We start from the raw sequence: 22,874 nt of genomic DNA on the forward strand, positions 1-22,874 counted from the left end.
TCAGACTCGCTCGATGGCCCGCTCGCCGAACAGGCCGGCCGGGCGGATATACAGGAAGGCCAACGCCAGGACATAGGCGAACCAGGGAGTGATGCCGCCGCCGATCAGCGGGCCGATATAGACCTCGGCGAGGTTCTCGGCGGCGCCGACGATCAACCCGCCGACAATCGCCCCGCCAATCGAGGTGAAGCCGCCTATGATCAGCACCGGCAAGGCCTTGAGCACCACCAGCGACAGGGAAAACTGCACCCCTTGCCGTGCGCCCCAGAGCAGCCCCGCCACCAGGCCGACGCAGCCGGCCACGGCCCAGACGATCTGCCAGATGCGATTGAGGTTGATGCCGATGGACAACGCCGCGGTGGTGTCATCGGCCACCGCCCGCAGCGACACGCCGATGCGGGTCTTGTTGAACAGCAGCGCCAGGACCACCACCAGCACCACGGCGGTGGCGGCGGCAATCAGGTCGAACTGGCTGAGCATCACCCCGTGGATAAACAGCGGCACGTCGTCGATGCCCAGGTCCAGCGCGCGGACCTGCGAGCCCATCAGCCCCTGGGCCAGGCCTTCGATAATGAACGACAGGCCGAGGGTCGCCATGAACAGGGTGATCTGCGAACGGTTGACCAGCGGCCGCAGCACCAGGCGCTCGATCAGCAGCGCGCCGATCACCATCACCCCCACCGCCAGCAGCAATGCCAGGGCAAAGGGCACGCCCTGATCGTGCAGGCTGACAAAGGTCAGCGCGGCGAACAGCAGCATCGAGCCCTGGGCGAAATTGAACACGCCGCTGGCCTTGTAGATCAGCACGAAGCCGATGGCGACCAGCGAATAGAGGGTGCCTGCGAGCAGCCCGCCGATCAGGGTTTCGAGGAAAAAGCCCATCAGTGCACCGCTCCCAGGTAGGCCGCGATCACCTCGGGATTACCCTGCACTTCAGCCGGCGTCCCGTCGCCGACCTTGCGCCCGTAATCGAGCACCACCACATGATCGGACAAGCCCATCACCACCCCCATGTCATGTTCGATCAGCACCACGGTGGTGCCGAGGTCGCGATTGACGTCGGCGATAAACCGCGCCATTTCCTGTTTTTCTTCGGCGTTCATGCCGGCCATGGGCTCGTCCAGCAGCAACAGCGTGGGCCCGGCGATCAGCGCCCGGCCCAGTTCCACGCGTTTTTGCAGGCCGTAGGACAAGGTGCCCACCGGCACATCGCGCAGGGCCTGCAATTCAAGCAGTTGGAGAATGTGCTGGGCCTTGCGGCGAAAGGCCTCGGCCTCGCGGCGGGCGCGGGGCAGTCCCAGGGCCTGTTCGAGAAAATGGCTGCGCATATGCCGCGACAGCCCGGTCAGCAGGTTGTCGATCACGCTCATCTTCTTGAACAGCGCGTTGTTCTGGAAGGTCCGACCAATGCCCTGGCGGGCCGCGTCCAGGGGATCGATACGGCGCAAACGGCGCTGCTCGAAGACGATCTCGCCGCTGTCGAAGCGATAGACCCCGTTCAACAGGTTGAGCAACGAACTCTTGCCCGCCCCGTTGGGCCCGATCAGGGCGCAGATCTCGCCGCGACGCACGTCGAACGACAGTTCATTGATGGCCTTGACCCCCTTGAACGACAGCGACACACCACGCACCTGCAGAATCGGCTCGACCACACTCATGCGCTTTTCCGTCCGGGGGCATCCACCCGCCATTGATTGAAGGTCGCCGGCACCTGTGACGGGCTCGACGGTTGCCAGATGTATTGCAAACGCTGGAAGCCCAGCAGGCGCCGCACCCGTTGCTTGAACAGGCGGGCCACGAGCCGCTCGGGATGGGCCAGCGCCCATTCGCACAGGCGTCGACGCCAGCTGTCCCGGGGAGCCAGGCGTTGTTCGATCTCGTCCGCCAGGGCCTGCAGGCGCTCGGCCGACAGCAACAGGCCGGAGGGAGCCACTTCGCGCCGATCACGGCTGGCGCTGTCGCGGCTTTCCGGAAAAGCCAGGCTGTGACCGGTGTTCAGCCATTGCTCCAGCAGCACGCTCAGGCCGCTCTGCCAGCGGGTGTCCTCCTCGCTCCACAGCTGCGGTTGGGTGCCTGCTGTGCGCCACAGCACCAGTGGGCGGGGCTTCTGGCTGTCGCCCGACAGCGTGGCGAAGGCCAGTACGGTTTGCCGTGGCGAACCCGGCAGGCGCCCCGGCAACTGATTGCCGATCAGCACCCCTGGAGCAGCGCCGGAATCGCCGACAGCCAGCCAGTCGAGCAGTTGCTGGCGGCTGTCGACAAATCCGTGGCTCGGTTGCAGACGCCAGAACGCCTGGCCGAGGGCTTCGGCGCCCAGCTCCGGAGCGAGGACCAGCACCTGACCGCCGATGGAATAGGCCGCCAGCGCCAGCAACAACAGGTTGGGCTCCAGCGCACCGCTGACCGCCAGGCGCGAATCGGCCGTGAAATCCTGCTGGCGCAGACCATCGGCCAGGCGCTCGACCTCGCGCAAGGCATCGATCCAGCGCCAGCTGTGCCATTGCCCGTGGCGCTTGTGGCGCAAGGCGCCCTGCAACGGACTGACCTGGGCCCAGTGGCGCAATTGCTCAAGGGCACCGGGAAAGATCGGGACCGTTTCGCCGTGGGGCGGATGGATAAGCGGCGGACGCTTCAGTTCGTGCACGCTCATGGGCTCACCTCGTTCAGTCGTTTGGCGTGCGGTGGTCCGCTGGCGGATATGGATACATCTGTAAAGTTGTCAGTGCGCTCGCCATCAGGCCGAACGCAAGCCTTTCTCCCGCAGCGCCGCCAGATCCCGGTACCCCGCTCCCGGATGGATATCCGCCAGCTTCGGCCCGGCGCCGAACAGCTTCTCGCGCAAGGTGCCCGGGGCGTACTCGGTCTTGTACACACCGCGCTTCTGCAACTCCGGCACCAGCAGCTCGACCGCGTCGACAAAGGTCTCGTGGGTCAGTGCATAAGCCAGGTTGAAGCCGTCGACATCGGTGTCCTCGACCCACTCCTGCAACAGGTCGGCGACAGTTTCCGGGCTGCCGACAAACAGCGGGCCGAAACCGCCGATGCCGACCCAGTCGGCCAGTTCGTTGGGGGTCCAGATCCGATTCGGGTCCGCCGTGGAAAAGGTCTCCACCGCCGACTGGATGGCGTTGGTGTGCACATGCCGCAGCGGTTCGTCCGGCTTGAACTGGCTGAAGTCGATCCCGGTCCAGCCGGAGATCAGCGCCATGGCGCCCTCGTAACTGACGTAGGATTTGTATTCCTCGAACTTGGCCTTGGCCTTGGCGTCGGTTTCGCCGAGGATCACGGTCTGCAGGTTGAAAATCAGGATGCTGTGGGGATCCCGCCCCGCCTCGGCCGCGCGCCGACGGATATCGGCCACGACCTTCTTCAGCAGCACCTTGGACGGCGCGGCGACGAATACGCATTCGGCATGCTCGGCGGCGAACTGCTTGCCCCGGCTCGACGCACCGGCCTGGTAGAGCACCGGTGTACGCTGCGGCGACGGCTCGCACAGGTGAATGCCGGGCACCTGGAAGTGTTTGCCCAAGTGCTGGATCTCGTGGATCTTGCTCGGATCGCTGAACAGCTTGCGCTCGCGATCGCGCAGGATCGCGCCGTCTTCCCAACTGCCTTCCCAGAGCTTGTAGCAGACCTCCAGGTACTCTTCGGCATAGTCATAACGCGCGTCATGTTCGGTCTGGGCGCGCTGGCCGAGGTTCTTCGCCCCGCTCTCCAGGTAGGAGGTGACGATATTCCAGCCGGCACGGCCCTTGGTCAGGTGGTCGAGGGTCGACAGGCGACGGGCGAACGGATACGGGTGCTCGAACGACAACGAAGCGGTCAGGCCGAACCCCAGGTGCTCGGTCACCAGCGCCATCGGCGGGATCAGTTGCAGCGGGTCGTTGACCGGCACCTGTGCGGCCTGGCGGATCGCCGCGTCACCGTTGCCGTTGTAGACGTCGTAGATACCCAGCACATCGGCGATGAACAGGCCGTCGAACTTGCCGCGCTCGAGGATTTTCGCCAGGTCGGTCCAGTACTCCAGGTCCTTGTACTGCCAGGAACGATCCCGTGGATGGGCCCACAACCCCGGGGACTGGTGTCCCACGCAGTTCATGTCGAAGGCATTGAGACGGATTTCACGGGACATCGACAGCACTCCTGGAACGGTCAGGCACCACGCCGTTGAGGCGGAAGTTGCCAATCAGCGTGTATTTCAGATGCAGGGGGTCTTGCAGCGGATCATGGCCGGACGTCAGTTGCGCCCGCTGCCCGGTCAGCGCCCATTCGACATTGCCGACCTGTTGCAGGGCATCGGCACTGGCAATCGCCGCTTCGGTGGCGGCAATGATCTTCTCGGCGTCGTCCTGCGGGCCGACGGCAAAGCGCTCGGCGCGCTCGATCAGCGCGGCGGCCACCTCGATGCGAATCTGCAGGTCGCCGAACTGGCCGATCACCTGCGGGTCTTGTGCCTGCCGCGGCTGGGCACGCACGGCGGCGAGGGTACGCTCGAGCCCGGCGCGGGCCGCCAGCAGGTCATCGCCGGCACGGGTCAGCGAGGCATCATGGGCAATCGAATGATTCAATGCGTTCATCACGAACTCCTAGTTCCAGGCATGCCGGGCCGGCTTGACGCCGTTGAGCAGGTAGTTGCCGATCAGGTGGTACTTCCAGCGCGCCGGATCATGCAGGGTGTGGGTCCGGGCGTTGCGCCAGTGGCGATCGAGGTTGTGCTTGCCGAGCACCGAGCGGGTCCCGGCCAGTTCGAACAGCTTGCTGCTGGCGAGCAACGCGGTTTCGGCCGACAGCACCTTGGCCTGGGCCACCACCACGGAAGCCTGCGCCACACTGTCCGCACTCGGCTGTGCGAGCGCGTGGTCCACCGCCCGCCCGGCCTTTTCCAGGATCGCTTCGGTGCCGTGCACCCGCCATTCCAGGTCGCCGATGGCCGCGAGGCTGAACGGATCCTGCCAGCCATGCTCCTGCTGGCTGTCGATCCAGGGTCGGGCCTGGCGGGCGTGACGCTTGGTTTCTTCGAGGGCACCGAGGGCGATGCCGGTGTCGACGGCAGCCTGGATGATCTGCGAGATCGGGCCGTTGGCGGTCGGCTGGTCAAAGGCCTGATGGGCCGGGATGACGCTGCTGCGCGGCACCCTGACGTTGACGAACAAGGCATTGCCGCTGGCGGTGGTGCGTTGGCCAAAACCGTCCCAGTTGTCGACGATGGTCAGGCCCGGGGCATTGCGTTCGACAAAGGCGATCTGTGCGTTGCCCGCTTCGTCCAGGCCGACCACCGGGACGATATGGGCGAACAAGGCGCCGGTGCAGTAGAACTTCTCGCCGTCGATATAGGCCGTGTCGCCCTCGAAGCGGATACGGGTATCGAAGGTCCCGGCATTCTTGCTCTTGGCTTCGGAGAAGGCATTGCCGAAGCGGTAGCCCTCCAGCACCTTGGCGAAGTAGTGACGCTTCTGCTCCTCGCTGGCGGTCTGCAACAGGATATCGAGTACGCCGAGGTGGTTCTGCGGGATCTGGCCGAGGGACGAGTCGGCTGCCGAAATGATCTTGATCACTTCGGCCACCGTTACATAGGACACCCCGGCACCACCGTAGGCCTTGGGCACGGTGATGGCCCACAGGCCGCTGGCGGCGAATTCATCGAGTTCGGCAGCGGGCAGGCGTCGTTCACGGTCGCGTACGCCCGCCTCGACGGCGAAACGCGCGGCGAGGGTCCTGGCGGCGGCAATCGCCTCTTCATCCGAACGGATGACATGGGCGGTGTAGGTGGGTTTGGCGGCAGTTGTCATAGACCGACTCCAGAGTCCTGGTGAGTGCGAAAAACGCATGCACAGGACATAGCAGGAGCCATGCCATAACAAATAATCAATAAAAATCAGCTAGTTACAATTAAAACCTAGAAATCACTACAAGCAAAAAACAGCAAACTGTCCATCAACTGTTGCTGGGCCAACAGCACCCGCGGTCTAGATCACCACATTGCGCACAAACCGCGCTGCCACCTCGCCATCGTTGCGATAGCCATGGGGTTGGTTGCTGGCGAACATGAAGAACTCGCCGGCATGGATCTGCTGCTCCTGTTCGCCGAGCAACAGTGTCAGGCATCCCTCGAAAACGTACAGTTGCTCGCTCCAGCCATCGCCGTCGGGCTCGGAGTGGTAGCGTTCGCCCGGTTCCAGGCGCCATTCCCAGAGTTCCACCTCGCGGCTGGCCACCGCCTTCGCCAGCAGTACCGCCTTGCTCCCGGGAATCAGTCCGGCCCACGCCAGCTCGTTGATACGGCTCGGGTCACGGGCCTCCGGGGCCTGGATCAGGTCGCTGAAGGCCACGTCGAGGGCTTCGGCCACCCGGTCGAGGGTGGTCAGGCTGACGTTCTTTTCCCCGGCCTCGATGGCCACCAGCATCCGCCGGCTGACCCCGGATTTCTCCGACAGCGCGGTCTGGCTCAACTGGGCCTCATGCCGCAGGCGTCGCACATTCTGACTGACGTGCTGCAGGACCGAGGCGCGTTGCGAAGTTTCTTTGTGCACTATATTGCTCACTTAGTGGGTTTGCGCAGTATACTGCCCAGCTCCGGCGCATTGTGCGTCTCACCCAGGTAGCGCGCAAGGCCATGACTCCGGTGAAATCCAACAGCTTGTTACCTTCGACCCTGCGGTTCAGCAAAGCCGAGTGCGTGCTGATCCTGATCACCATGATCTGGGGCGGCACTTTCCTGCTGGTGCAGAACGCCATGACCGTCAGCGGGCCGATGTTTTTCGTCGGCCTGCGATTTGCCGCGGCGGCCTGCATCGTCGCCCTGTTTTCGGCGCGCAGCCTGCGGGGCATGACCGCTTTCGAGATGAAGGCCGGGATCTTTATCGGCACCGCGATCATGCTCGGCTATGGCTTGCAAACCGTGGGCCTGCAGAGCATTCCCAGCAGCCAGTCGGCGTTTATCACCGCGCTCTATGTGCCTTTCGTGCCGCTGCTGCAATGGCTGGTGCTGGGCAAGCGACCGGGGCTGATGCCGAGCATCGGCATCATGCTGGCCTTTACCGGGCTGATGTTGCTGTCCGGGCCGAACGGCGCCCAGCTGAAGTTCAGCCCAGGGGAAATCGCCACCATCATCAGCGCCATCGCCATTGCCGCCGAGATCATCCTGATCAGCAACTATGCGGGCAAGGTCGATGTGCGTCGCGTCACCGTGGTGCAACTGGGCACCGCCTCGGTGCTGGCGTTCCTGATGATCGTCCCGACCCAGGAGCAGCTGCCGCAGTTTTCCTGGCTGCTGCTGGTCAGCGCGGTCGGCCTGGGCGCGGCCAGCGCGGCGATCCAGGTGGCGATGAACTGGGCACAGAAGAGTGTTTCGCCGACCCGCGCGACCTTGATCTATGCCGGCGAGCCGGTCTGGGCCGGGATCGCCGGGCGCCTGGCGGGTGAGCGCCTGCCGGGGCTGGCGCTGGTCGGGGCGGCCCTGATCGTCGCGGCGGTGATTGTCAGCGAGCTGAAGACCAAGGGCAAAGCGGCCGAGCCAGCCGAGGACGAGGTCGAGAGCGAGGCGCTGGACTCGAACAACCCCTAGCCTTTGATCGTTCCCACGTCGAGGCGTTGGCGTGGGAATGCCTCACTGGACGCTCCGCGTCCGCCCTTGAGGTGACGCAGAGCGTCACAGGCTGCATTCCCCCGCAGAGCGTGGGAACGATCAGTTGCATGTAAGTGATTTCAACCATGCATATCAGGCATTTACCGCCTACCTTGTAGGATTCTGCGACAGCTTGTGGGTTGGTGATCCGGAGCCAGCCACGTATGATCCTTCGCAAACTCCTGCAGATTAGAAGCCTATGTCCCTGATAGTTCTACTGCTTCTGCCTTTTGTCGGCAGCTGTCTGGCGGCCTTGCTGCCGCATAACGCACGCAACAGTGAATCGATCCTGGCCGGTGTGGTTGCCCTGGTCGGCACGATTCAGATGGCCTTGTACTACCCGCAGATCGCCCATGGCGGCGTGATCCACGAGACCGTCACCTGGCTGCCCAGCCTGGGCCTGAACCTGGTCCTGCGCCTGGACGGTTTCGCCTGGCTGTTCTCCATGCTGGTGCTGGGCATCGGCACGCTGGTGTCGCTGTACGCCCGCTACTACATGTCGCCGGAAGACCCGGTGCCGCGCTTCTTCGCGTTTTTCCTGGCGTTCATGGGCGCGATGCTCGGCCTGGTGCTCTCGGGCAACCTGATCCAGATCGTGTTTTTCTGGGAACTGACCAGCCTGTTCTCGTTCCTGCTGATCGGCTACTGGCACCACCGCTCCGACGCCCGCCGCGGCGCCTACATGGCGCTGACGGTCACCGGTGCTGGCGGCTTGTGCCTGCTGGCGGGGGTACTGATCCTCGGCCATGTGGTCGGCAGCTATGATCTGGACGCCGTGCTGGCAGCGGGCGACCTGATCCGTGCCCACGCCCTGTACCCGGTCCTGCTGCCCCTGATCCTGATCGGCGCCCTGAGCAAGAGCGCGCAGTTCCCCTTCCACTTCTGGCTGCCCCATGCCATGGCGGCGCCCACCCCGGTTTCGGCGTACCTGCACTCGGCGACCATGGTCAAGGCCGGGGTGTTTCTCCTGGCCCGGCTGTGGCCGTCGCTGTCCGGCAGCGAAGAGTGGTTCTGGATCGTCGGCGGCGCCGGTGCTGCGACCCTGTTGCTCGGCGCCTACTGCGCCATGTTCCAGAACGACCTCAAGGGCCTGCTGGCCTATTCGACCATCAGCCACCTGGGCCTGATCACCCTGCTGCTGGGCCTGAACAGCCCCCTGGCCGCCGTCGCCGCGGTGTTCCATATCCTCAACCACGCGACCTTCAAGGCCTCGCTGTTCATGGCCGCCGGCATCATCGACCATGAAAGCGGCACCCGCGATATCCGCAAGCTCAGCGGCCTGATCAGGCTGATCCCGTTCACCGCTACCCTGGCGATGGTCGCCAGCGCCTCGATGGCCGGTGTGCCGCTGCTCAACGGTTTCCTGTCCAAGGAAATGTTCTTCGCCGAAACCGTGTTCATCAATTCCACCGCCTGGGTCGAGATGGCCCTGCCGATCATCGCCACCATCGCCGGGACCTTCAGCGTCGCCTACTCCCTGCGCTTCACCGTCGATGTGTTCTTCGGGCCGCCGGCCACCGACCTGCCCCACACACCCCACGAACCGCCGCGCTGGATGCGCGCGCCGGTGGAGCTGCTGGTGTTCACCTGCCTGCTGGTGGGGATCTTCCCTGCCCAGGTGGTCGGCTCGATCCTAGCCAGCGCCGCCCTGCCGGTGGTGGGCGGAACCCTGCCGGAGTACAGCCTGGCGATCTGGCACGGCCTGAACGCGCCGATGATCATGAGCCTGATCGCCATGTCCGGCGGCGTGCTGCTCTACCTGCTGCTGCGCAACCAGCTCAAGCGCGGCCGCTTCAGTCGCCCGCCGCTGATCGGCCGCTTCAACGGCAAGCGCCTGTTCGAACGCAGCCTGGTGATCATGATGCGTTGTGCCCGGCGCCTGGAGCGCCGCATCAGCACCCAGCGCCTGCAACCGCAGCTGTTCCTGCTGGTGCTGGCGGCCGTGGTGGCCGGGATGATTCCGATGCTGCACAGCAGCCTGAGCTGGGGCGACCGGCCGAAGATCCCCGGCTCCATCGTCTTCGTCACTCTCTGGCTGCTGGCGATCGCCTGCGCCCTGGGCGCCGCCTGGCAAGCCAAGTACCACCGGCTGGCGGCCCTGACCATGGTCAGCGTCTGCGGCCTGATGACCTGCATCACCTTCGTCTGGTTCTCCGCGCCGGACCTGGCCCTGACGCAACTGGTGGTCGAAGTGGTGACCACCGTGCTGATCCTGCTCGGCCTGCGCTGGCTGCCCCGGCGGATCGAAGAGGTCTCGCCGCTGCCCAACAGCCTGCGCAAGGCACGCATCCGCCGCCTGCGCGACCTGTTGCTGTCGGTCCTGGTCGGTGGCGGCATGGCATTGCTGTCCTACGCCATGCTGACGCGCCAGACGCCCAACGACATTTCCTCGTTCTACCTCAGCCGCGCCCTGCCCGAGGGTGGCGGCAGCAACGTGGTGAACGTGATGCTGGTGGACTTCCGCGGCTTCGACACCCTCGGCGAAATCACCGTGCTGGTAGCCACGGCGCTGGCGATCTTCGCCCTGCTGCGTCGCTTCCGCCCACCCAAGGAAAGCCTGCAGTTGCCCAACCAGCAGCGCCAACTGGCCAGCGACGTGGTCACCGACCTGGTCAACCCGCGCAGCGCCAGCGACACCGCGCTGGGCTTCATGATGGTTCCGGCGGTCCTGGTGCGGCTGTTGCTGCCGATCGCCTTCATGGTCTCGATGTACCTGTTCATGCGCGGCCATAACCAGCCCGGCGGCGGCTTTGTCGCCGGCCTGGTGATGTCGGTGGCGTTCATCCTGCAATACATGGTCGCCGGCACCCAGTGGGTCGAGGCCCAGATGAGCCTGCGACCGCTGCGCTGGATGGGCACCGGCCTGCTGTTCGCCACGGTCACGGGACTTGGGGCCATGGCTTTCGGTTATCCGTTCCTGACCACCCACACCGCGCACCTGCACCTGCCGCTGCTGGGCGATATCCATGTCGCCAGCGCGCTGTTCTTCGATATCGGCGTGTACGCGGTGGTGGTCGGTTCGACCCTGCTGATCCTCACGGCCCTGGCGCACCAGTCGGTCCGCGCCCATCGGCCAAGCCAGCTGGCCCTGCCGCACGCCAGGCCACAGCCGCAACCCACGCCAGGAGCCGCCTGATGGAAGAAGTCATTGCAATTGCCATCGGCGTGCTCGCCGCCTCCGGTGTCTGGCTGATCCTGCGGCCACGGACCTTCCAGGTGGTGATGGGCCTGTGCCTGCTGTCCTATGGGGTCAACCTGTTCATCTTCAGCATGGGCAGCCTGTTTATCGGCAAGGAGCCGATCATCAAGGACGGCGTGCCCCAGGACCTGCTCAACTACACCGACCCGCTGCCCCAGGCCCTGGTGCTGACGGCGATTGTCATCAGCTTCGCCATGACCGCGCTGTTCCTCGTGGTGCTGCTGGCCTCGCGCGGTTTGACCGGTACCGACCATGTCGACGGCCGGGAGCCCAAGGAATGAACCTGATGCCGCACCTGATCGTCGCCCCCATCCTGCTGCCGCTGCTGACGGCGGCCGTGATGTTGATGCTCGGCGAGAAACACCGCCCGCTCAAGGCCCGCATCAACCTGGTGTCGAGCCTGCTCGGCCTGGGTATTTCCGTGCTGTTGCTGATCGGCGCGCAACAAACCTCGGAGCCGGCCTCCATCGGCGTGTACCTGCCGGGCAACTGGCAGGCACCGTTCGGCATCGTGCTGGTGGCCGACCGCCTGTCAGCATTGATGCTGGTGCTCACCGGGATCATCGGCGTCAGCGCCCTGCTGTTCGCCATGGCCCGCTGGGACCGCGCCGGCGCCAGCTTCCACGCGCTGTTCCAGATCCAGCTGATGGGCCTCTACGGCGCCTTCCTGACCGCCGACCTGTTCAACCTGTTCGTGTTCTTCGAAGTGCTGCTGGCGGCTTCCTATGGCTTGATCCTGCACGGTTCCGGCCGGGCACGGGTGTCTTCGGGCCTGCACTACATCGCGATCAACCTGCTGGCCTCGTCGCTGTTCCTGATCGGCGCGGCGATGGTCTATGGCGTCACCGGCACCCTGAACATGGCCGACCTGGCCCTGAAGATCCCGCTGGTGCCGGAAGCCGATCGCGGCCTGCTGCATGCCGGCGCGGCGATTCTTGCCGTGGCGTTCCTGGCCAAGGCCGGAATGTGGCCGCTGAACTTCTGGCTGGTGCCGGCCTATTCCTCGGCCAGCGCGCCAGTGGCGGCGATGTTCGCGATCATGACCAAGGTTGGCGTCTATACCCTGCTGCGCCTGTGGACCCTGCTGTTCTCCGGCCAGGCCGGGGCTTCGGCGTATTTCGGCGGCGACTGGCTGATCTACGGAGGCATGGCGACCATCGCCTGCGCCGCCGTGGCGATCCTCGCCGCCCAGCGCCTGGAACGCATGGCCAGCCTGAGCATCCTGGTATCGGCGGGAATCCTGCTGTCGGCGGTCGGTTTCGCCCAGCCGAGCCTGACCGCGGGCGCGCTGTTCTACCTGGTCAGCTCGACCCTGGCGCTGAGCGCGCTGTTCCTCCTGGCCGAACTGATCGAGCGCTCGCGTTCGGCCAACGAGCTACCGCTGGACGAGGATATCGACCCGCTGCCGCGGCCACTGGAGTCCCTGCATCCACGCCCCGGCACCAACCTCGACGACGAACAGAATGTGGTGGTCGGCCAGGTGATTCCGTGGACCATGGCCTTTCTCGGCTTGAGTTTCATCGCCTGCGCGCTGCTGATCATCGGCATGCCGCCGCTGTCCGGCTTCATCGCCAAGCTGAGCCTGCTCAGCGCCCTGCTCAACCCGCTGGGCCTGGGTCATGAGGCGCCGATCTCGCCGGCGGCCTGGGGCCTGCTGGCGCTGCTGGTGTTGTCCGGCCTGGCCTCGCTGGTGGCCTTCTCGCGCATGGGCGTGCAACGTTTCTGGACCCCGGCGGATCGTCCGTCGCCGACGCTGCGACGCTTCGAGTGCCTGCCCATCGTCGCCCTGCTCGGCCTGTGCATCCTGCTGACGGTCAAGGCTGAACCCCTGTTGCGCTACACCCAGGCCGCCGCCGACAGCCTGAACAACCCCGAGCAGTATGTCATGGCGGTACTGGCGACCCGTGCGGTGCCCAGTCCGCAAAGCCAGGTCGCGGCGCTGGAGGTGCAGCCATGAAACGCCTGTTCCCCGCGCCCTGGCTGTCCCTGGCGCTGTGGCTGCTGTGGCTGGTGCTGAACCTGTCGGTCAGCCCCGGCAACCTGCTGCTCGGCGCCGCCCTGGGCTTCTGTGCGCCACTGATGATGGCGCCGCTGCGACCGCTGCCGATCCGTATTCGCCGGCCCTGGGTGATCCTGCGCCTGTTCCTGCGGGTGGGAGTCGATGTGATCGCCTCCAACCTGGCCGTCGGCTGGGGCGTGCTGAATGCCGGACGGCGTCCGCCACGCTCGGCCTTCATCAAGGTGCCGCTGGACCTGCGCGATGCCAACGGCCTGGCCGCGCTGTCGATGATCTGCACGGTGATTCCCGGCACGGTGTGGTCCGAACTGGCGCTGGACCGCAGCGTCCTGCTGCTGCATGTGTTCGACCTGGACGAAGAGACGGCGTTTATCCGGCACTTCAAGGCCACCTACGAACGCCCCCTGATGGAGATCTTCGAATGAGTGACTTGCTCGCCAACGCGATCCTGTTCAGCCTGTTCATCTTCAGCGTGGCCCTGGTCCTGACCGTGGTCCGGCTGTTCAAGGGGCCCTCGGCGCAAGACCGGGTCCTGGCCCTCGACTACCTGTACCTCATCGCCATGCTGATGATGCTGGTGCTGGGCATCCGCTATGCCAGTGACACCTACTTCGAGGCGGCGCTGCTGATTGCCCTGTTCGGCTTTGTCGGCTCCTTTGCCCTGGCCAAATTCCTCCTGCGCGGCGAGGTGATCGAATGAACGAATTGTCCCTGTGGATCGAGATTCCGGTGGCCGTGCTGCTGGTGCTCAGCAGCCTGTTCGCCCTGTGCGGGGCCATCGGCCTGCTGCGCATGAAGGACTTCTTCCAGCGCATGCATCCGCCGGCCCTGGCCTCGACCATCGGCGCCTGGTGCGTGGCCCTGGCCTCGATCCTGTACTTTTCGGCGCTCAAGTCGGAACCGGTGATCCACGCCTGGTTGATCCCGATCCTGCTGTCGATCACGGTGCCGGTGACCACCTTGCTGCTGGCCCGTACCGGACTGTTCCGCAAGCGCATGGCCGGCGACGATGTGCCAGCGGAAGTCAGCAGCGGCCGTACCGAAGGCGGCAGCTGATTTGTCGACTCCCCCCCTCTTCCCTGCGGCACCTGGGTTATCGATGCAACACCTGCCCCTGTGGGAGCGGGCTTGTCTCCCACAATAAGGTCGATGCAAAGAACCATCGACCTTCGAACTTTACTCCGCAGAGCCGTAGATATTTACCGCGCAGTTCTCGCAATGCTCTACCGCACGGGCGCCGGCGGGATCGGAAGTGGCGGGAACACGCCCGCCTTCCAGCAGACGCCGCCGATGGGACTCGGCATAGGCCGCGCCCCGCGCCAGCAGCAGCGGATCGTTGGACGGCTCGATGCCGGGCGGCAGCATCAGCGGGTTGAAATCGACGTCACGACAGGCACCGTCGACCTGGGACTCGACCTTGTCGATCACCAACACGCCCGCCTCGATATGCGTGCGCCGGGCCGGCCACTCGCGGGTGGCATCGTCGGTCGGATCACCCTGCTCGGCCAGGGTGATGATCAGGTGCCAGCGCACCGGCCCCTGGGCCAGCCGGGTAGACAGGCCGTAGGAAAGAAAGTCGGGGTCGCCGCCGCCGGCCTGCTCGGCACTGACGGGTTCGTAGGTCGACTCCGGGACCATGGCCCAGCGCACCGCGCGAACCTGCTGGTGGCGGTCGATGAAATGAAAGGCATTGACGCTATAGAAGGTGCTGTTATCAAACCCCGAGGACGGCGGGTGGTTCACCAGCCAGCGGGCAAAGGCCCGGTCTTCCGGATGCGCCTGTCGGAAAGCCTCGACCTTTTGCGGATCGGCATGGCCCGTGGACTTGTCCGGCATGAAGGCCTGCATCTGTTCGAACAGGGCCCGGGGCGTGCGTACCGGAAACACTGGCGTCGAGTTCATCGCCAGGCGCCAGAGTTCCCCGCTCTCGGTCTGCAGGCTCAGGGACAGGCTACGTACATCGCCCCGCGCATCGTTCAGCGTCGGGTTACCCCCAGCGATCGACAGACGGCCGATCACCGGCACCACGCCCGGCCTGAAGGCGCTGGCCAGCGATAACTCGCTGACATTGCCATTGCCCTGGAAGTAACCACTGATGCAGGTGCCCTTGGCGTGGTTGCGGCGAAATCCCGGATGCGGGCCGGCGGACGCCTCGAACTCGTCAACCATCTGCGCGGCCGTCGGCGGCGCCGAGGAGGATGACGCGGTAGAGGCGAAGTCACGGGCTTGAAAGAGCAAGGTACCGACGCAAACGATTGCGACGACAAGGGGAGCGATACGCCAGCGATGGTGGTAATTCATTGAGCCTACCCGGAATGACGAGGCATCGGTTTCGCAATGCCTGCCCGCTCCCGCCTGATTATTGCTGGAGAGCGGCGATCCACAGCGGCGCGGGGGATCCGGCGAACAACTGACCGGTGCTACGGTTGGCGACCAGCCGCGCAACGGCATTCAAGTCCACGCCCTTGGGCTCGCCGATCAGCGCGTAGCCCAACTCGGACTGTCGCCAGGTCACAACGTTCATCCCCGACACCTGCTGTTGCGCAGTCGATTGATCGGGCATCAGTTCCTTCATCACGCACAGGGCGACGGGTGCCCCGTTTGCGGGCAGGTAGACCAACTGGATCAGCGCTTTGTCATTGAAACGCAGGCGCTGCACTCTTTTGAACGTCAGGCCGACGGATGTCAAGTCGGGAATACGCAACGACAGGTCATCTTCCGAACGTATATCGGCGAGGGTCTTTTTCACCACTTCCGAATCCGGCGTGATGTAACTCACCGTATCGCGGGTATACAACTGCTGATAATTGGCCGCCTGCCGAACCCAGGGAGATGCCTGTACAACTGTTGGGCCACGCAACTCGGTTTCGCCATGTAACAAGACGGTGACAATTCCACTCTCTGCAACCAGGCCATAACACACTGCGCCCGCGGCAAATGTTGTTATCATCCAGGCAAACTTGGGTCGGCCCTGACCGAACACACGGGTAAAAAAACTGTCTGCTCCAGGCACCGGTTGAGCCTTGAATGCCTGGGACGGATTCGCCGCACCAGCAGGGTCACGCTGTCCGGTCAACGCTTCGATCTTGTGCACGAGACTCTCGGGCACCGGCGGCAGGCTTTGACGAGCAAAGGCCTGATCGTAGGGGAGGCAGGAAGCCATCAAGTGCGAGACGCGCTCGGCCAGGTCCGGCGATGCGTCCATGAGACGCTCCAGTTCCTGGCACTGCTGCGGTGACAACTCACCGTCAACGTAGGCCATCAGCAGGGCATCATCCACCACCATGGAATCGAGTCTCCTTTAAAGATTCATTGTGCACTTTGGGGAACAGGCCTTGTGGGCCAGAGGGGCGACTTGAGCGGGTAGAAAAGCTGCCACTATATTGACATTATCGCATTCATTAAAACAGCCATAACATACTGATGCTGAAGCAATACCGAAATCAATTCAGATACATTATAAGTCTTTTTTTCAGTGCAGTATCACCGTAGGTTTTTATCGATTCGAGTGGCACAATACTTGTCTGCGCCATTGTATCCATTCTGTTACAACGGAATATGAAGTACGTAATACATCCCAGGGATTGGCACCGGTCACGGGATGACCTCGCAACTCGACGCTGTATTTCAGGCTGGCATGTTAATAAAAAGAGGGAATATGTCGATCACCGGTGCAGATTTACCCGCACTGCTTCCTGGGCTGCTACCGCGCCTGTGGGCATTTGCGCTGCGGATTTCGGGCGACAGGCACGACGCCGAGGACCTCGTGCAACTGGCCTGCGTGCGCGCCCTGGAGCGAGCCCATCAGTTGCAGCCGGATACTTCGGTGTTGAGCTGGATGTTTTCCATTGTCCATTCCACCTGGATCAACGAGCTGCGTTCACGCAATGTGCGCAGCCGCTCGCGCCAGGACTGGAACGACGAACTTCTCGAGACCGTCAGCGACCCGAACGCGCAGACGCCGGAAACCGACCTGCTGCACCATCAGATCCTCACGGCGGTCGAGCAGTTGCCCGACACCCAGCGTGAAGTGATGCTGCTGGTGGGCGTGGAACGCTTCAGCTACAAGGAAGCCGCGGAGATTCTCGACCTGCCCATCGGCACGGTGATGAGTCGCCTGTCACGTGCCCGCCAGGCCATAGGCGCCCTCTTCGGCGCAGAAAAATCCGCCGCGGCCAAACGCAGCGCTCCCCCACTGCGCACACGCCCCGTGCCGCAACCGCAGTTCAGTCACCCCGGCAGCACCTCGATCTCCTGACACGGACAGAAACGCGACCGCTCCCGGATGGATCCGAAGGTATTCAGGCCCCGCCCCAGGACCCGCACAGTCGATTATGTTGCTGCTCCGCGAGCAACTTCGCTTCAGGCAGTGGCTGGACGCACCAGCGGCCGCCGCACGACATACAGCAGCAGGCTGACCGCCACCACTTCGCAACAGGCCGCCACCCAGCCCAGGTCAGCCGAGGTCCCGGTCACCAGGGTAAAGGAACCCAGCGCGGCCCCCAGGGAGATCCCCAGGTTGAGAAACGAAGCATTCAGCGACAGCGCCACCGGCGCCACCCGCGGACCAGCCGCCTCCACCAGGCGCGAAAGCTGCGACGGGAAGAACGCCCAGCCGGCCAGCCCCCAGCACATGAGCACCAGCAACACCGGCACCAGGGCCTCGCCCGGTGGCAGCCAATGGGCGATCAGCGACAGGCTCGCGAAGCTGGCGACCAGGACCAGCAAGGCCGCCACACCAACCTTGCGATGCCCCAGCCGATCGGTCAGGTAGCCGCCACCGAACATGCCGATGGCCGCCGAGATCCCCCAGACAAACAGCACCTCGCTGATGCTCGAACCGGAAATCCCGGTGGTCCTGGTCAGGTAGGACGCCAGGTAGGTGTAGTTGCAGAACGCGCCGGTGGTCCACAAGGTGGTGACCAGGATGATGCGCAACACTGCCGGATCCTTCGCCACGGCGATGCGTTCCGCGAGGCTGGCGGTGGGCATGCCCCGCCCGACATGCTGGTGCAGCCCCAGCAGCAAGCCGCCGAGTGCGATCACCGCCAGGACCGCGACACCGGCAAAGGTCATGCGCCAGCCCAGCTGGTTGCCGATCAGGGCGCCCAGCGGCACGCCGATCACCAGGGCCAGGGTGGTCCCGCCGTTGACCACCGCGAGCGCCGAACCGCGTTTTTCCGGCGGCACCAGCGCGGCCGCCAGGGCATTGGCATTCGGCGCATACAACCCGGCGGCGAAGGCCAGCAGCAGCCGTGCCCCCAACAGCGTCCAGTAACCCTGGGCCTCGAAGGCCAGGAGATTGGCAAAGACAAACGCCAGCATCGAGCAGATCAGCACTTTTCGCTTGTCAAAGTGACCGGTCAGCGTAGTCAGTATCGGCGAACTGATGGCATAGGCCAGGGCAAAGAAGGTCACCAGTTGCCCGGCCTGCTCGATACTCACCGAAACATCACTGGCGATGCCTGGCAGCAACCCGGCGATCATGAAGCCTTCGGTGCCGATGGCAAAGGTGCCAAGCGCCAACCAGAACAGGGAGGAATAGCCGGGTGTTCCAACAGACGCAGAAGTCATGGCGGGGTTCCGAACGAGAGCAGGAGGAAATCTCGGAATCAATATGACCATTTGGTTTAAAGCAGTCAATTAGCTTTAAGAGAATCAGAAAAACGATTCGGCCATCAGGTTGAATTTCGCACGGGCCATCGAGGCGTTCGAACGGGCGGCGGACAAGAGCCAGGCGATGAAAGTGCTGCTGGATTTCGGCGCCCCGGACTGAATCCGCGCCCTGCAAAAAATATATACATATGACTTAATGGTATTTATAACTTTCTATTCGCAACGATAAAGTTATAACCACATTCCAGACACGCCATGGCAGGCAGGCTCCCCGTCGGGATCGCGCCTGTCGTGCGCGCTTGCGTCACCCCCGATGCAGCCGCCGACCTCATACCCTCTTTGATACCAGGCTTACTTGATGAACGTCCTCAAATCGCTGTCGCTTCCGGCCGTGCTGTGCTCTGCCGCCTTGTTGAACGTCGCCCTGTCCTCCAGCGCCATGGCCGCCGGCCTGCTGGAAAAAGGCCGTACCGAGGGCCTCAGCGCCGGGATCGCCAATGAACAGCCGTACGCCTACATCGGCACCGACGGCAAGGTCACCGGTGCCTATGTCGATGTGCTCAAGGCGATTCTCGAACCCCTGGGCATCCACAAGCTGGAGACCCCGATCACCGACTTCGGCTCGCTGGTGCCCGGTGTCACCGCCAAGCGTTTCGACCTGATCGGCGAAGGCCTGTTCATCAATACCAACCGCTGCAAGGTCATCGGTTTCTCCAACCCGATCACCCGCTCCGGTGGCGCCTTTATCGTCAAGGCCGGCAACCCGCTGAACCTGCACAGCCTCAAGGACGTGGCCAGCAATGGCAAGGCACGCCTGGCCACCCAGGCCGGCACCAACCAGGTCCAGGAAGCCAAGGACAGCGGCATCGCCACGGCCAACGTGGTGCTGTTCGACAAGGACACCGAGGCCCTGTCGGCCCTGGAAGCCGGACGCATCGACGTGGTGTATTTCCCCGATGCCGAGATCATCGGCCTGCTGAAGAAAGCCGCCAACCCGGCCATCGAACGCGCCCTGCCCTTCGCCCAGATCCCGGATGCCCAGGGCAAGCCGAGCTGGAACTACCAGGCCTATGGCCTGCCGAAAAACGATCCGGCCTTCACCCAGGCGTTCAATGACCAACTGGCCAAACTGCGGGCTTCCGGCGAGCTGCTGAAGATCCTGCAGAAATACGACTACACCGAAAACGAACTGCCCGACGCGGACGTCACCGCCGCGCAACGTTGCAGCCAGTAAGCCCTGCCCACGCTTTCGCTGAAACGGCCTCAAACCCACACGAGTACAGGCCATGCCAATCGATACCCCGGCCGTGGATACGGCCCTGTTCATCGCGCGCCAGCTGGCCCATGGCGCGTGGGTGACCCTGCAGATCACCTTCCTCGCCGAAGTGCTGGTGCTGGTGCTGTCCCTGGTGATCGCGCTGATGCGCCTGTCACCCTGGCGCGCCCTGCGCTGGTTCGCCACCGCCTATGTCGAATTGCTGCGCGGCATCTCGGCACTGGTGCTGCTGTTCTACCTGTTCTTTATCCTGCCGCTGTTCGGCATCAGCCTGTCGCCGATGACCACCGGGGTGATCGGCCTCGGCCTGACCTTCTCGGCCTACGGTTCGGAGATCGTCCGGGCGGCGCTGGTCAATGTCAGCGCCGGGCAACGCGATGCCTTGCGGGCACTGGATTTCGGCCCGCTCGCCGCCTTGCGCCGGATCATCCTGCCCCAGGCCCTGCCGTTCATGTTGCCGCCACTGGGCAACCAGTTGGTGGAGCTGATGAAGACCACTTCGCTGGTGTCGCTGATCACCCTCAGCGACCTGACCTTTGCCGGCAACCAGTTGGTCACCACCCTGGGCCAGCAGACGCTGATCTGGAGCATCGTGCTGGTCTGCTATTTCGTCATGGCCTGGCCACTGACCTGGCTGGTGCGGCGCTACGAACAACACAGCTCGGCCTGGCGCCGGCTCTCGAAATAGCTAACGCGGGAACAACATGGAATTCGATATCGAGTTTGCCTGGTCGATCCTGCCCGACCTCCTGCGCGGCCTGCTGGTCACCGTGCAGGTGGTGGTGCTGGGTTTTCTCCTGGCGGTGCTGCTCGGACTGATCCTGGCGATTGCCCAGCGCTCGCCCTTCGCCGCGCCGAGGCGTTTCTGCCAGGGCTACCTGAGCTTCTTTCGCAACACGCCGCTGATGGTCCAGCTCTATGTGCTGTTTTTCGCCCTGCCTTCGGCGGGCATTACCCTGCCGGCGATTTCCACCGGGGTGATCGGCCTCGGGCTCTACTACAGCGCCTACATCGCCGAGGCCTATCGCGGCGCCATCGACGGCGTGCCGGCGGGCCAGTGGGAAGCCGCCCGTGCGCTGGACTTCGACACGACCACCACCTGGCGCCGGATCATCCTGCCCCAGGCCCTGAAACCGATGTTACCGGTGCTGGGCAACTACCTGATCGGCATGTTCAAGGAAACCCCGCTGCTGGCGGTGATCACCATTCCGGAACTGTTCCAGGCCGCCAAGCAAGTGGCCGGGATGACCTATCGCTACACCGAACCCTACACGCTGATGGCTGTGCTGTTCCTGATCATCAGCGTTCCGACTTCCCTGCTGTTCAAGTACCTGGAAAGGCGCAGCCATGTCTGATATCGCACCCCTCCCGAGCACCGCGCTGGCGCAGATCCGTCTCACCCAGGTAGTCAAGCATTTTGGTGCGACGCGGGTGATCGACCACCTTGACCTGAGCATTCCCCAAGGCCAGAAAGTCGCGCTGATCGGCCCCAGCGGCTCGGGCAAATCCACTGTCCTGCGCCTGATCAAGGGCCTGGAGCCCTACCAGCAGGGACGTGTCGAAGTCGACGGCGTGGCCGTCACCGCCAAGGCCTCGGGCTGGCGCTGGCCCGGCACGAAAAAGCCGGTGGTGGAACATCGGGTCGGCATGGTGTTCCAGCAGTTCAATCTGTTCCCGCACCTGACCGTGCGGGAGAACATCACCGAAGCACCGCTGCAGGTGCTCAAGGTCAGCCGCGAGGAAGCCCTGGAGCGCGCCCATGCCTACCTGGCGATGGTTGGCCTGGGTCACAAGGCCGATGCCTATCCCGCCCAGTTGTCCGGCGGCCAGCAGCAGCGGGTAGCCATCGCCCGGGCCCTGGCGATGCGGCCGAAGGTGATGCTGTTCGACGAAGTGACCTCGGCCCTTGATCCGGAACTGGTGGGCGAAGTGCTGGCGGTGATCCGCTCGATCGCCCACGAGCACCAGATGACCATGTTGCTGGTGACCCACGAAATGAAGTTCGCCCAGGACATCGCCGACCGCGTGCTGTTCATGGAAGCCGGACGGATCGTCGCCGACGGCACGCCACGGCAGATCCTGGTCGAACCGGATAACGAGCGTACGCGGCGCTTTCTCAATCGGGTGGAGCAGCGTTGATGGGCAAGTCCCTGCACACCCTCAACGCTCGCTGAAAAACGCCCGGCCATCGCGCTTGAGCAGGTCGAGCATGGTCTGCGCGGCCGGCGACAGATAGCCGCCGGCCCGCACGGAAACCACCAGAGTGCGCTTCATGGTGGTTTCCTTGAGGCGTACTTCACGCAGGTGCATCGCACCCCGCACGTCCTCCAGGGTCTCGCGTGCGAGGAAGCTCAGCAGCCGGGTCTGGCCGATCAGGCGCGGCAGCAGGGAAATCGTGTTGGTCTCGATCTGCACCGAAGGCAGCGGCAGGTCGTGAGCAAGGAACACATTGTCGATCCAGCGCCGCGATGACACGCCGGCCGCCGGCAGCACCCAGCGATAGCGCCCCAGCTCGCTCAGACGAATCGGCCCGTCGAAGATCGGATGATTGCGACTGGCGACCACTACCGCCTCGTCGTCGAACAACGGGTGGGACAACAACTGCGAGTCGTCGAACAGCGGACAGATCACCATGTCCAGACGCCCGGAACGCAGGGATTCGCGCAGCATGTCGTCCTGGCCGATCGCCAGGTTCAGGGTGATCTCCGGGGCCCGTTCGAGCAAGGCCGCAGTCAGTTGCGGCAGCAGGTATTCGGCCATGCTCGCCGCACAGCCCAGGCGGATATTGCCCAGCACGCCACTGGCGAAGTCGCGTACCTCCCGATGGGTCTCGGCAATGCTCTGCTGCAACTGCCGGCCGCGCTGCTGCAACAGCATGCCGACCGGTGTCAGCTTGATCCGCCGCCCCTCGCGCTCGAACAGTTTGGTGCCGAACGACTCCTCAAGGCGCTGGATGCTCTTGGTCAGTGCCGGCTGGCTGCGATTGAGCTTTTCGGCTGCCCGCCCCAGGTGCCCCAGGTCGGCAATCGTTTCGAAATAGGTGAGATCCCGCAGATCCATAATTGATCAACCAAAGTTATCGTTTCATCACAATTAGAGTCTGGACTTGATCGATTGCGTTATCAATAATTTATCTGCCGCG

22 protein-coding genes and 1 pseudogene are annotated in these 22,874 nt (G+C 64.1%); 12 read left to right on the forward strand and 11 right to left on the reverse strand.

Annotation, left to right across the window (positions count from 1 at the left end; all coding sequences use genetic code 11):
- The 7 genes from HX881_RS19490 to HX881_RS19520 form a co-directional block, all read right to left on the reverse strand.
- Nucleotides 1–882: a branched-chain amino acid ABC transporter permease gene (locus HX881_RS19490; RefSeq protein ID WP_177086056.1), complete on the reverse strand. Its 882-nt coding sequence runs from the start codon at nt 880–882 to the stop codon at nt 1–3.
- On the reverse strand, nt 882–1,658 hold the full coding sequence (locus tag HX881_RS19495) for an ABC transporter ATP-binding protein (protein ID WP_017129114.1): 777 nt from the start codon (nt 1,656–1,658) through the stop codon (nt 882–884). The genes HX881_RS19490 and HX881_RS19495 overlap by 1 nt, the downstream gene beginning before the upstream one ends.
- Nucleotides 1,655–2,650, reverse strand: a complete 996-nt coding sequence (locus HX881_RS19500) for an acyl-CoA synthetase (RefSeq protein WP_177086058.1) — start codon at nt 2,648–2,650, stop codon at nt 1,655–1,657. The genes HX881_RS19495 and HX881_RS19500 overlap by 4 nt, the downstream gene beginning before the upstream one ends.
- Before the next feature lie 84 nt (nt 2,651–2,734).
- Nucleotides 2,735–4,132, reverse strand: a complete 1,398-nt coding sequence (locus HX881_RS19505; RefSeq protein WP_177086060.1) for an LLM class flavin-dependent oxidoreductase — start codon at nt 4,130–4,132, stop codon at nt 2,735–2,737.
- Nucleotides 4,122–4,577 carry an acyl-CoA dehydrogenase family protein gene (locus tag HX881_RS19510; protein WP_177086062.1) on the reverse strand — a complete coding sequence of 152 codons (456 nt, stop codon included), beginning with the start codon at nt 4,575–4,577 and terminating at the stop codon, nt 4,122–4,124. Before HX881_RS19510 ends, HX881_RS19505 begins: the two co-directional genes overlap by 11 nt.
- Nucleotides 4,578–4,586: 9 nt before the next feature.
- Nucleotides 4,587–5,789 carry an SfnB family sulfur acquisition oxidoreductase gene (locus tag HX881_RS19515; RefSeq protein ID WP_177086064.1) on the reverse strand — a complete coding sequence of 401 codons (1,203 nt, stop codon included), beginning with the start codon at nt 5,787–5,789 and terminating at the stop codon, nt 4,587–4,589.
- A gap of 177 nt (nt 5,790–5,966) precedes the next feature.
- Nucleotides 5,967–6,530: a helix-turn-helix domain-containing protein gene (locus HX881_RS19520; RefSeq protein WP_177086066.1), complete on the reverse strand. Its 564-nt coding sequence runs from the start codon at nt 6,528–6,530 to the stop codon at nt 5,967–5,969.
- On the opposite strand from HX881_RS19520, the pseudogene HX881_RS19525 reads away from it, so the two are divergent.
- From HX881_RS19525 to HX881_RS19555, 7 genes and pseudogenes are all read left to right on the forward strand, one after another.
- A pseudogene (locus tag HX881_RS19525) lies at nt 6,525–7,564 on the forward strand (DMT family transporter). The gene HX881_RS19520 and the pseudogene HX881_RS19525 sit on opposite strands and share 6 nt — an antisense overlap.
- Before the next feature lie 259 nt (nt 7,565–7,823).
- Entirely contained in the window at nt 7,824–10,760 is a 2,937-nt protein-coding gene (locus HX881_RS19530; RefSeq protein WP_177086068.1) for a monovalent cation/H+ antiporter subunit A, read from the forward strand.
- On the forward strand, nt 10,760–11,104 hold the full coding sequence (locus HX881_RS19535; protein ID WP_003192163.1) for a Na+/H+ antiporter subunit C: 345 nt from the start codon (nt 10,760–10,762) through the stop codon (nt 11,102–11,104). The genes HX881_RS19530 and HX881_RS19535 overlap by 1 nt, the downstream gene beginning before the upstream one ends.
- Complete coding sequence (locus HX881_RS19540) at nt 11,101–12,780, forward strand: monovalent cation/H+ antiporter subunit D (protein WP_177086070.1); 1,680 nt, start codon at nt 11,101–11,103, stop codon at nt 12,778–12,780. The genes HX881_RS19535 and HX881_RS19540 overlap by 4 nt, the downstream gene beginning before the upstream one ends.
- Nucleotides 12,777–13,265, forward strand: a complete 489-nt coding sequence (locus tag HX881_RS19545; protein WP_177086072.1) for a Na+/H+ antiporter subunit E — start codon at nt 12,777–12,779, stop codon at nt 13,263–13,265. The genes HX881_RS19540 and HX881_RS19545 overlap by 4 nt, the downstream gene beginning before the upstream one ends.
- Nucleotides 13,262–13,540: a K+/H+ antiporter subunit F gene (locus HX881_RS19550; RefSeq protein WP_017129105.1), complete on the forward strand. Its 279-nt coding sequence runs from the start codon at nt 13,262–13,264 to the stop codon at nt 13,538–13,540. Before HX881_RS19545 ends, HX881_RS19550 begins: the two co-directional genes overlap by 4 nt.
- Nucleotides 13,537–13,896 carry a Na+/H+ antiporter subunit G gene (locus tag HX881_RS19555; RefSeq protein WP_177086074.1) on the forward strand — a complete coding sequence of 120 codons (360 nt, stop codon included), beginning with the start codon at nt 13,537–13,539 and terminating at the stop codon, nt 13,894–13,896. Before HX881_RS19550 ends, HX881_RS19555 begins: the two co-directional genes overlap by 4 nt.
- Before the next feature lie 120 nt (nt 13,897–14,016).
- On the opposite strand, the gene HX881_RS19560 is transcribed toward HX881_RS19555, so the two are convergent.
- Together HX881_RS19560 and HX881_RS19565 are read right to left on the reverse strand one after the other, a co-directional pair.
- Complete coding sequence (locus tag HX881_RS19560) at nt 14,017–15,141, reverse strand: catalase family peroxidase (RefSeq protein ID WP_177086076.1); 1,125 nt, start codon at nt 15,139–15,141, stop codon at nt 14,017–14,019.
- A gap of 58 nt (nt 15,142–15,199) precedes the next feature.
- On the reverse strand, nt 15,200–16,126 hold the full coding sequence (locus tag HX881_RS19565; RefSeq protein WP_177086078.1) for an anti-sigma factor family protein: 927 nt from the start codon (nt 16,124–16,126) through the stop codon (nt 15,200–15,202).
- Nucleotides 16,127–16,498: 372 nt separating this feature from the next.
- Between HX881_RS19565 and HX881_RS19570 the strand changes: the two genes are divergently transcribed.
- Nucleotides 16,499–17,098, forward strand: a complete 600-nt coding sequence (locus HX881_RS19570) for an RNA polymerase sigma factor (protein WP_017129101.1) — start codon at nt 16,499–16,501, stop codon at nt 17,096–17,098.
- Nucleotides 17,099–17,202: 104 nt separating this feature from the next.
- Here HX881_RS19570 and HX881_RS19575 read toward each other — a convergent pair whose 3' ends face one another.
- Entirely contained in the window at nt 17,203–18,414 is a 1,212-nt protein-coding gene (locus HX881_RS19575; RefSeq protein WP_177086079.1) for an MFS transporter, read from the reverse strand.
- Between the two features lie 400 nt (nt 18,415–18,814).
- On the opposite strand from HX881_RS19575, the gene ehuB reads away from it, so the two are divergent.
- The 4 genes from ehuB to HX881_RS19595 are packed head-to-tail and all read left to right on the forward strand — an operon-like array spanning nt 18,815 to nt 21,871.
- Nucleotides 18,815–19,690, forward strand: a complete 876-nt coding sequence (gene ehuB / locus HX881_RS19580) for an ectoine/hydroxyectoine ABC transporter substrate-binding protein EhuB (protein ID WP_177086081.1) — start codon at nt 18,815–18,817, stop codon at nt 19,688–19,690.
- Nucleotides 19,691–19,742: 52 nt separating this feature from the next.
- On the forward strand, nt 19,743–20,420 hold the full coding sequence (gene ehuC / locus HX881_RS19585) for an ectoine/hydroxyectoine ABC transporter permease subunit EhuC (protein WP_103033124.1): 678 nt from the start codon (nt 19,743–19,745) through the stop codon (nt 20,418–20,420).
- Between the two features lie 16 nt (nt 20,421–20,436).
- On the forward strand, nt 20,437–21,087 hold the full coding sequence (ehuD, locus tag HX881_RS19590; protein ID WP_017129095.1) for an ectoine/hydroxyectoine ABC transporter permease subunit EhuD: 651 nt from the start codon (nt 20,437–20,439) through the stop codon (nt 21,085–21,087).
- On the forward strand, nt 21,080–21,871 hold the full coding sequence (locus HX881_RS19595) for an amino acid ABC transporter ATP-binding protein (protein ID WP_177086083.1): 792 nt from the start codon (nt 21,080–21,082) through the stop codon (nt 21,869–21,871). The genes ehuD and HX881_RS19595 overlap by 8 nt, the downstream gene beginning before the upstream one ends.
- Before the next feature lie 21 nt (nt 21,872–21,892).
- On the opposite strand, the gene HX881_RS19600 is transcribed toward HX881_RS19595, so the two are convergent.
- Nucleotides 21,893–22,792: a LysR family transcriptional regulator gene (locus HX881_RS19600; RefSeq protein ID WP_177086085.1), complete on the reverse strand. Its 900-nt coding sequence runs from the start codon at nt 22,790–22,792 to the stop codon at nt 21,893–21,895.
- Nucleotides 22,793–22,874 lie beyond the last annotated feature (82 nt).

Origin of the sequence: Pseudomonas gingeri, assembly GCF_013386115.1 — a bacterium.
In the GTDB taxonomy this organism is placed as follows: Bacteria; Pseudomonadota; Gammaproteobacteria; order Pseudomonadales; family Pseudomonadaceae; genus Aquipseudomonas; species Aquipseudomonas gingeri.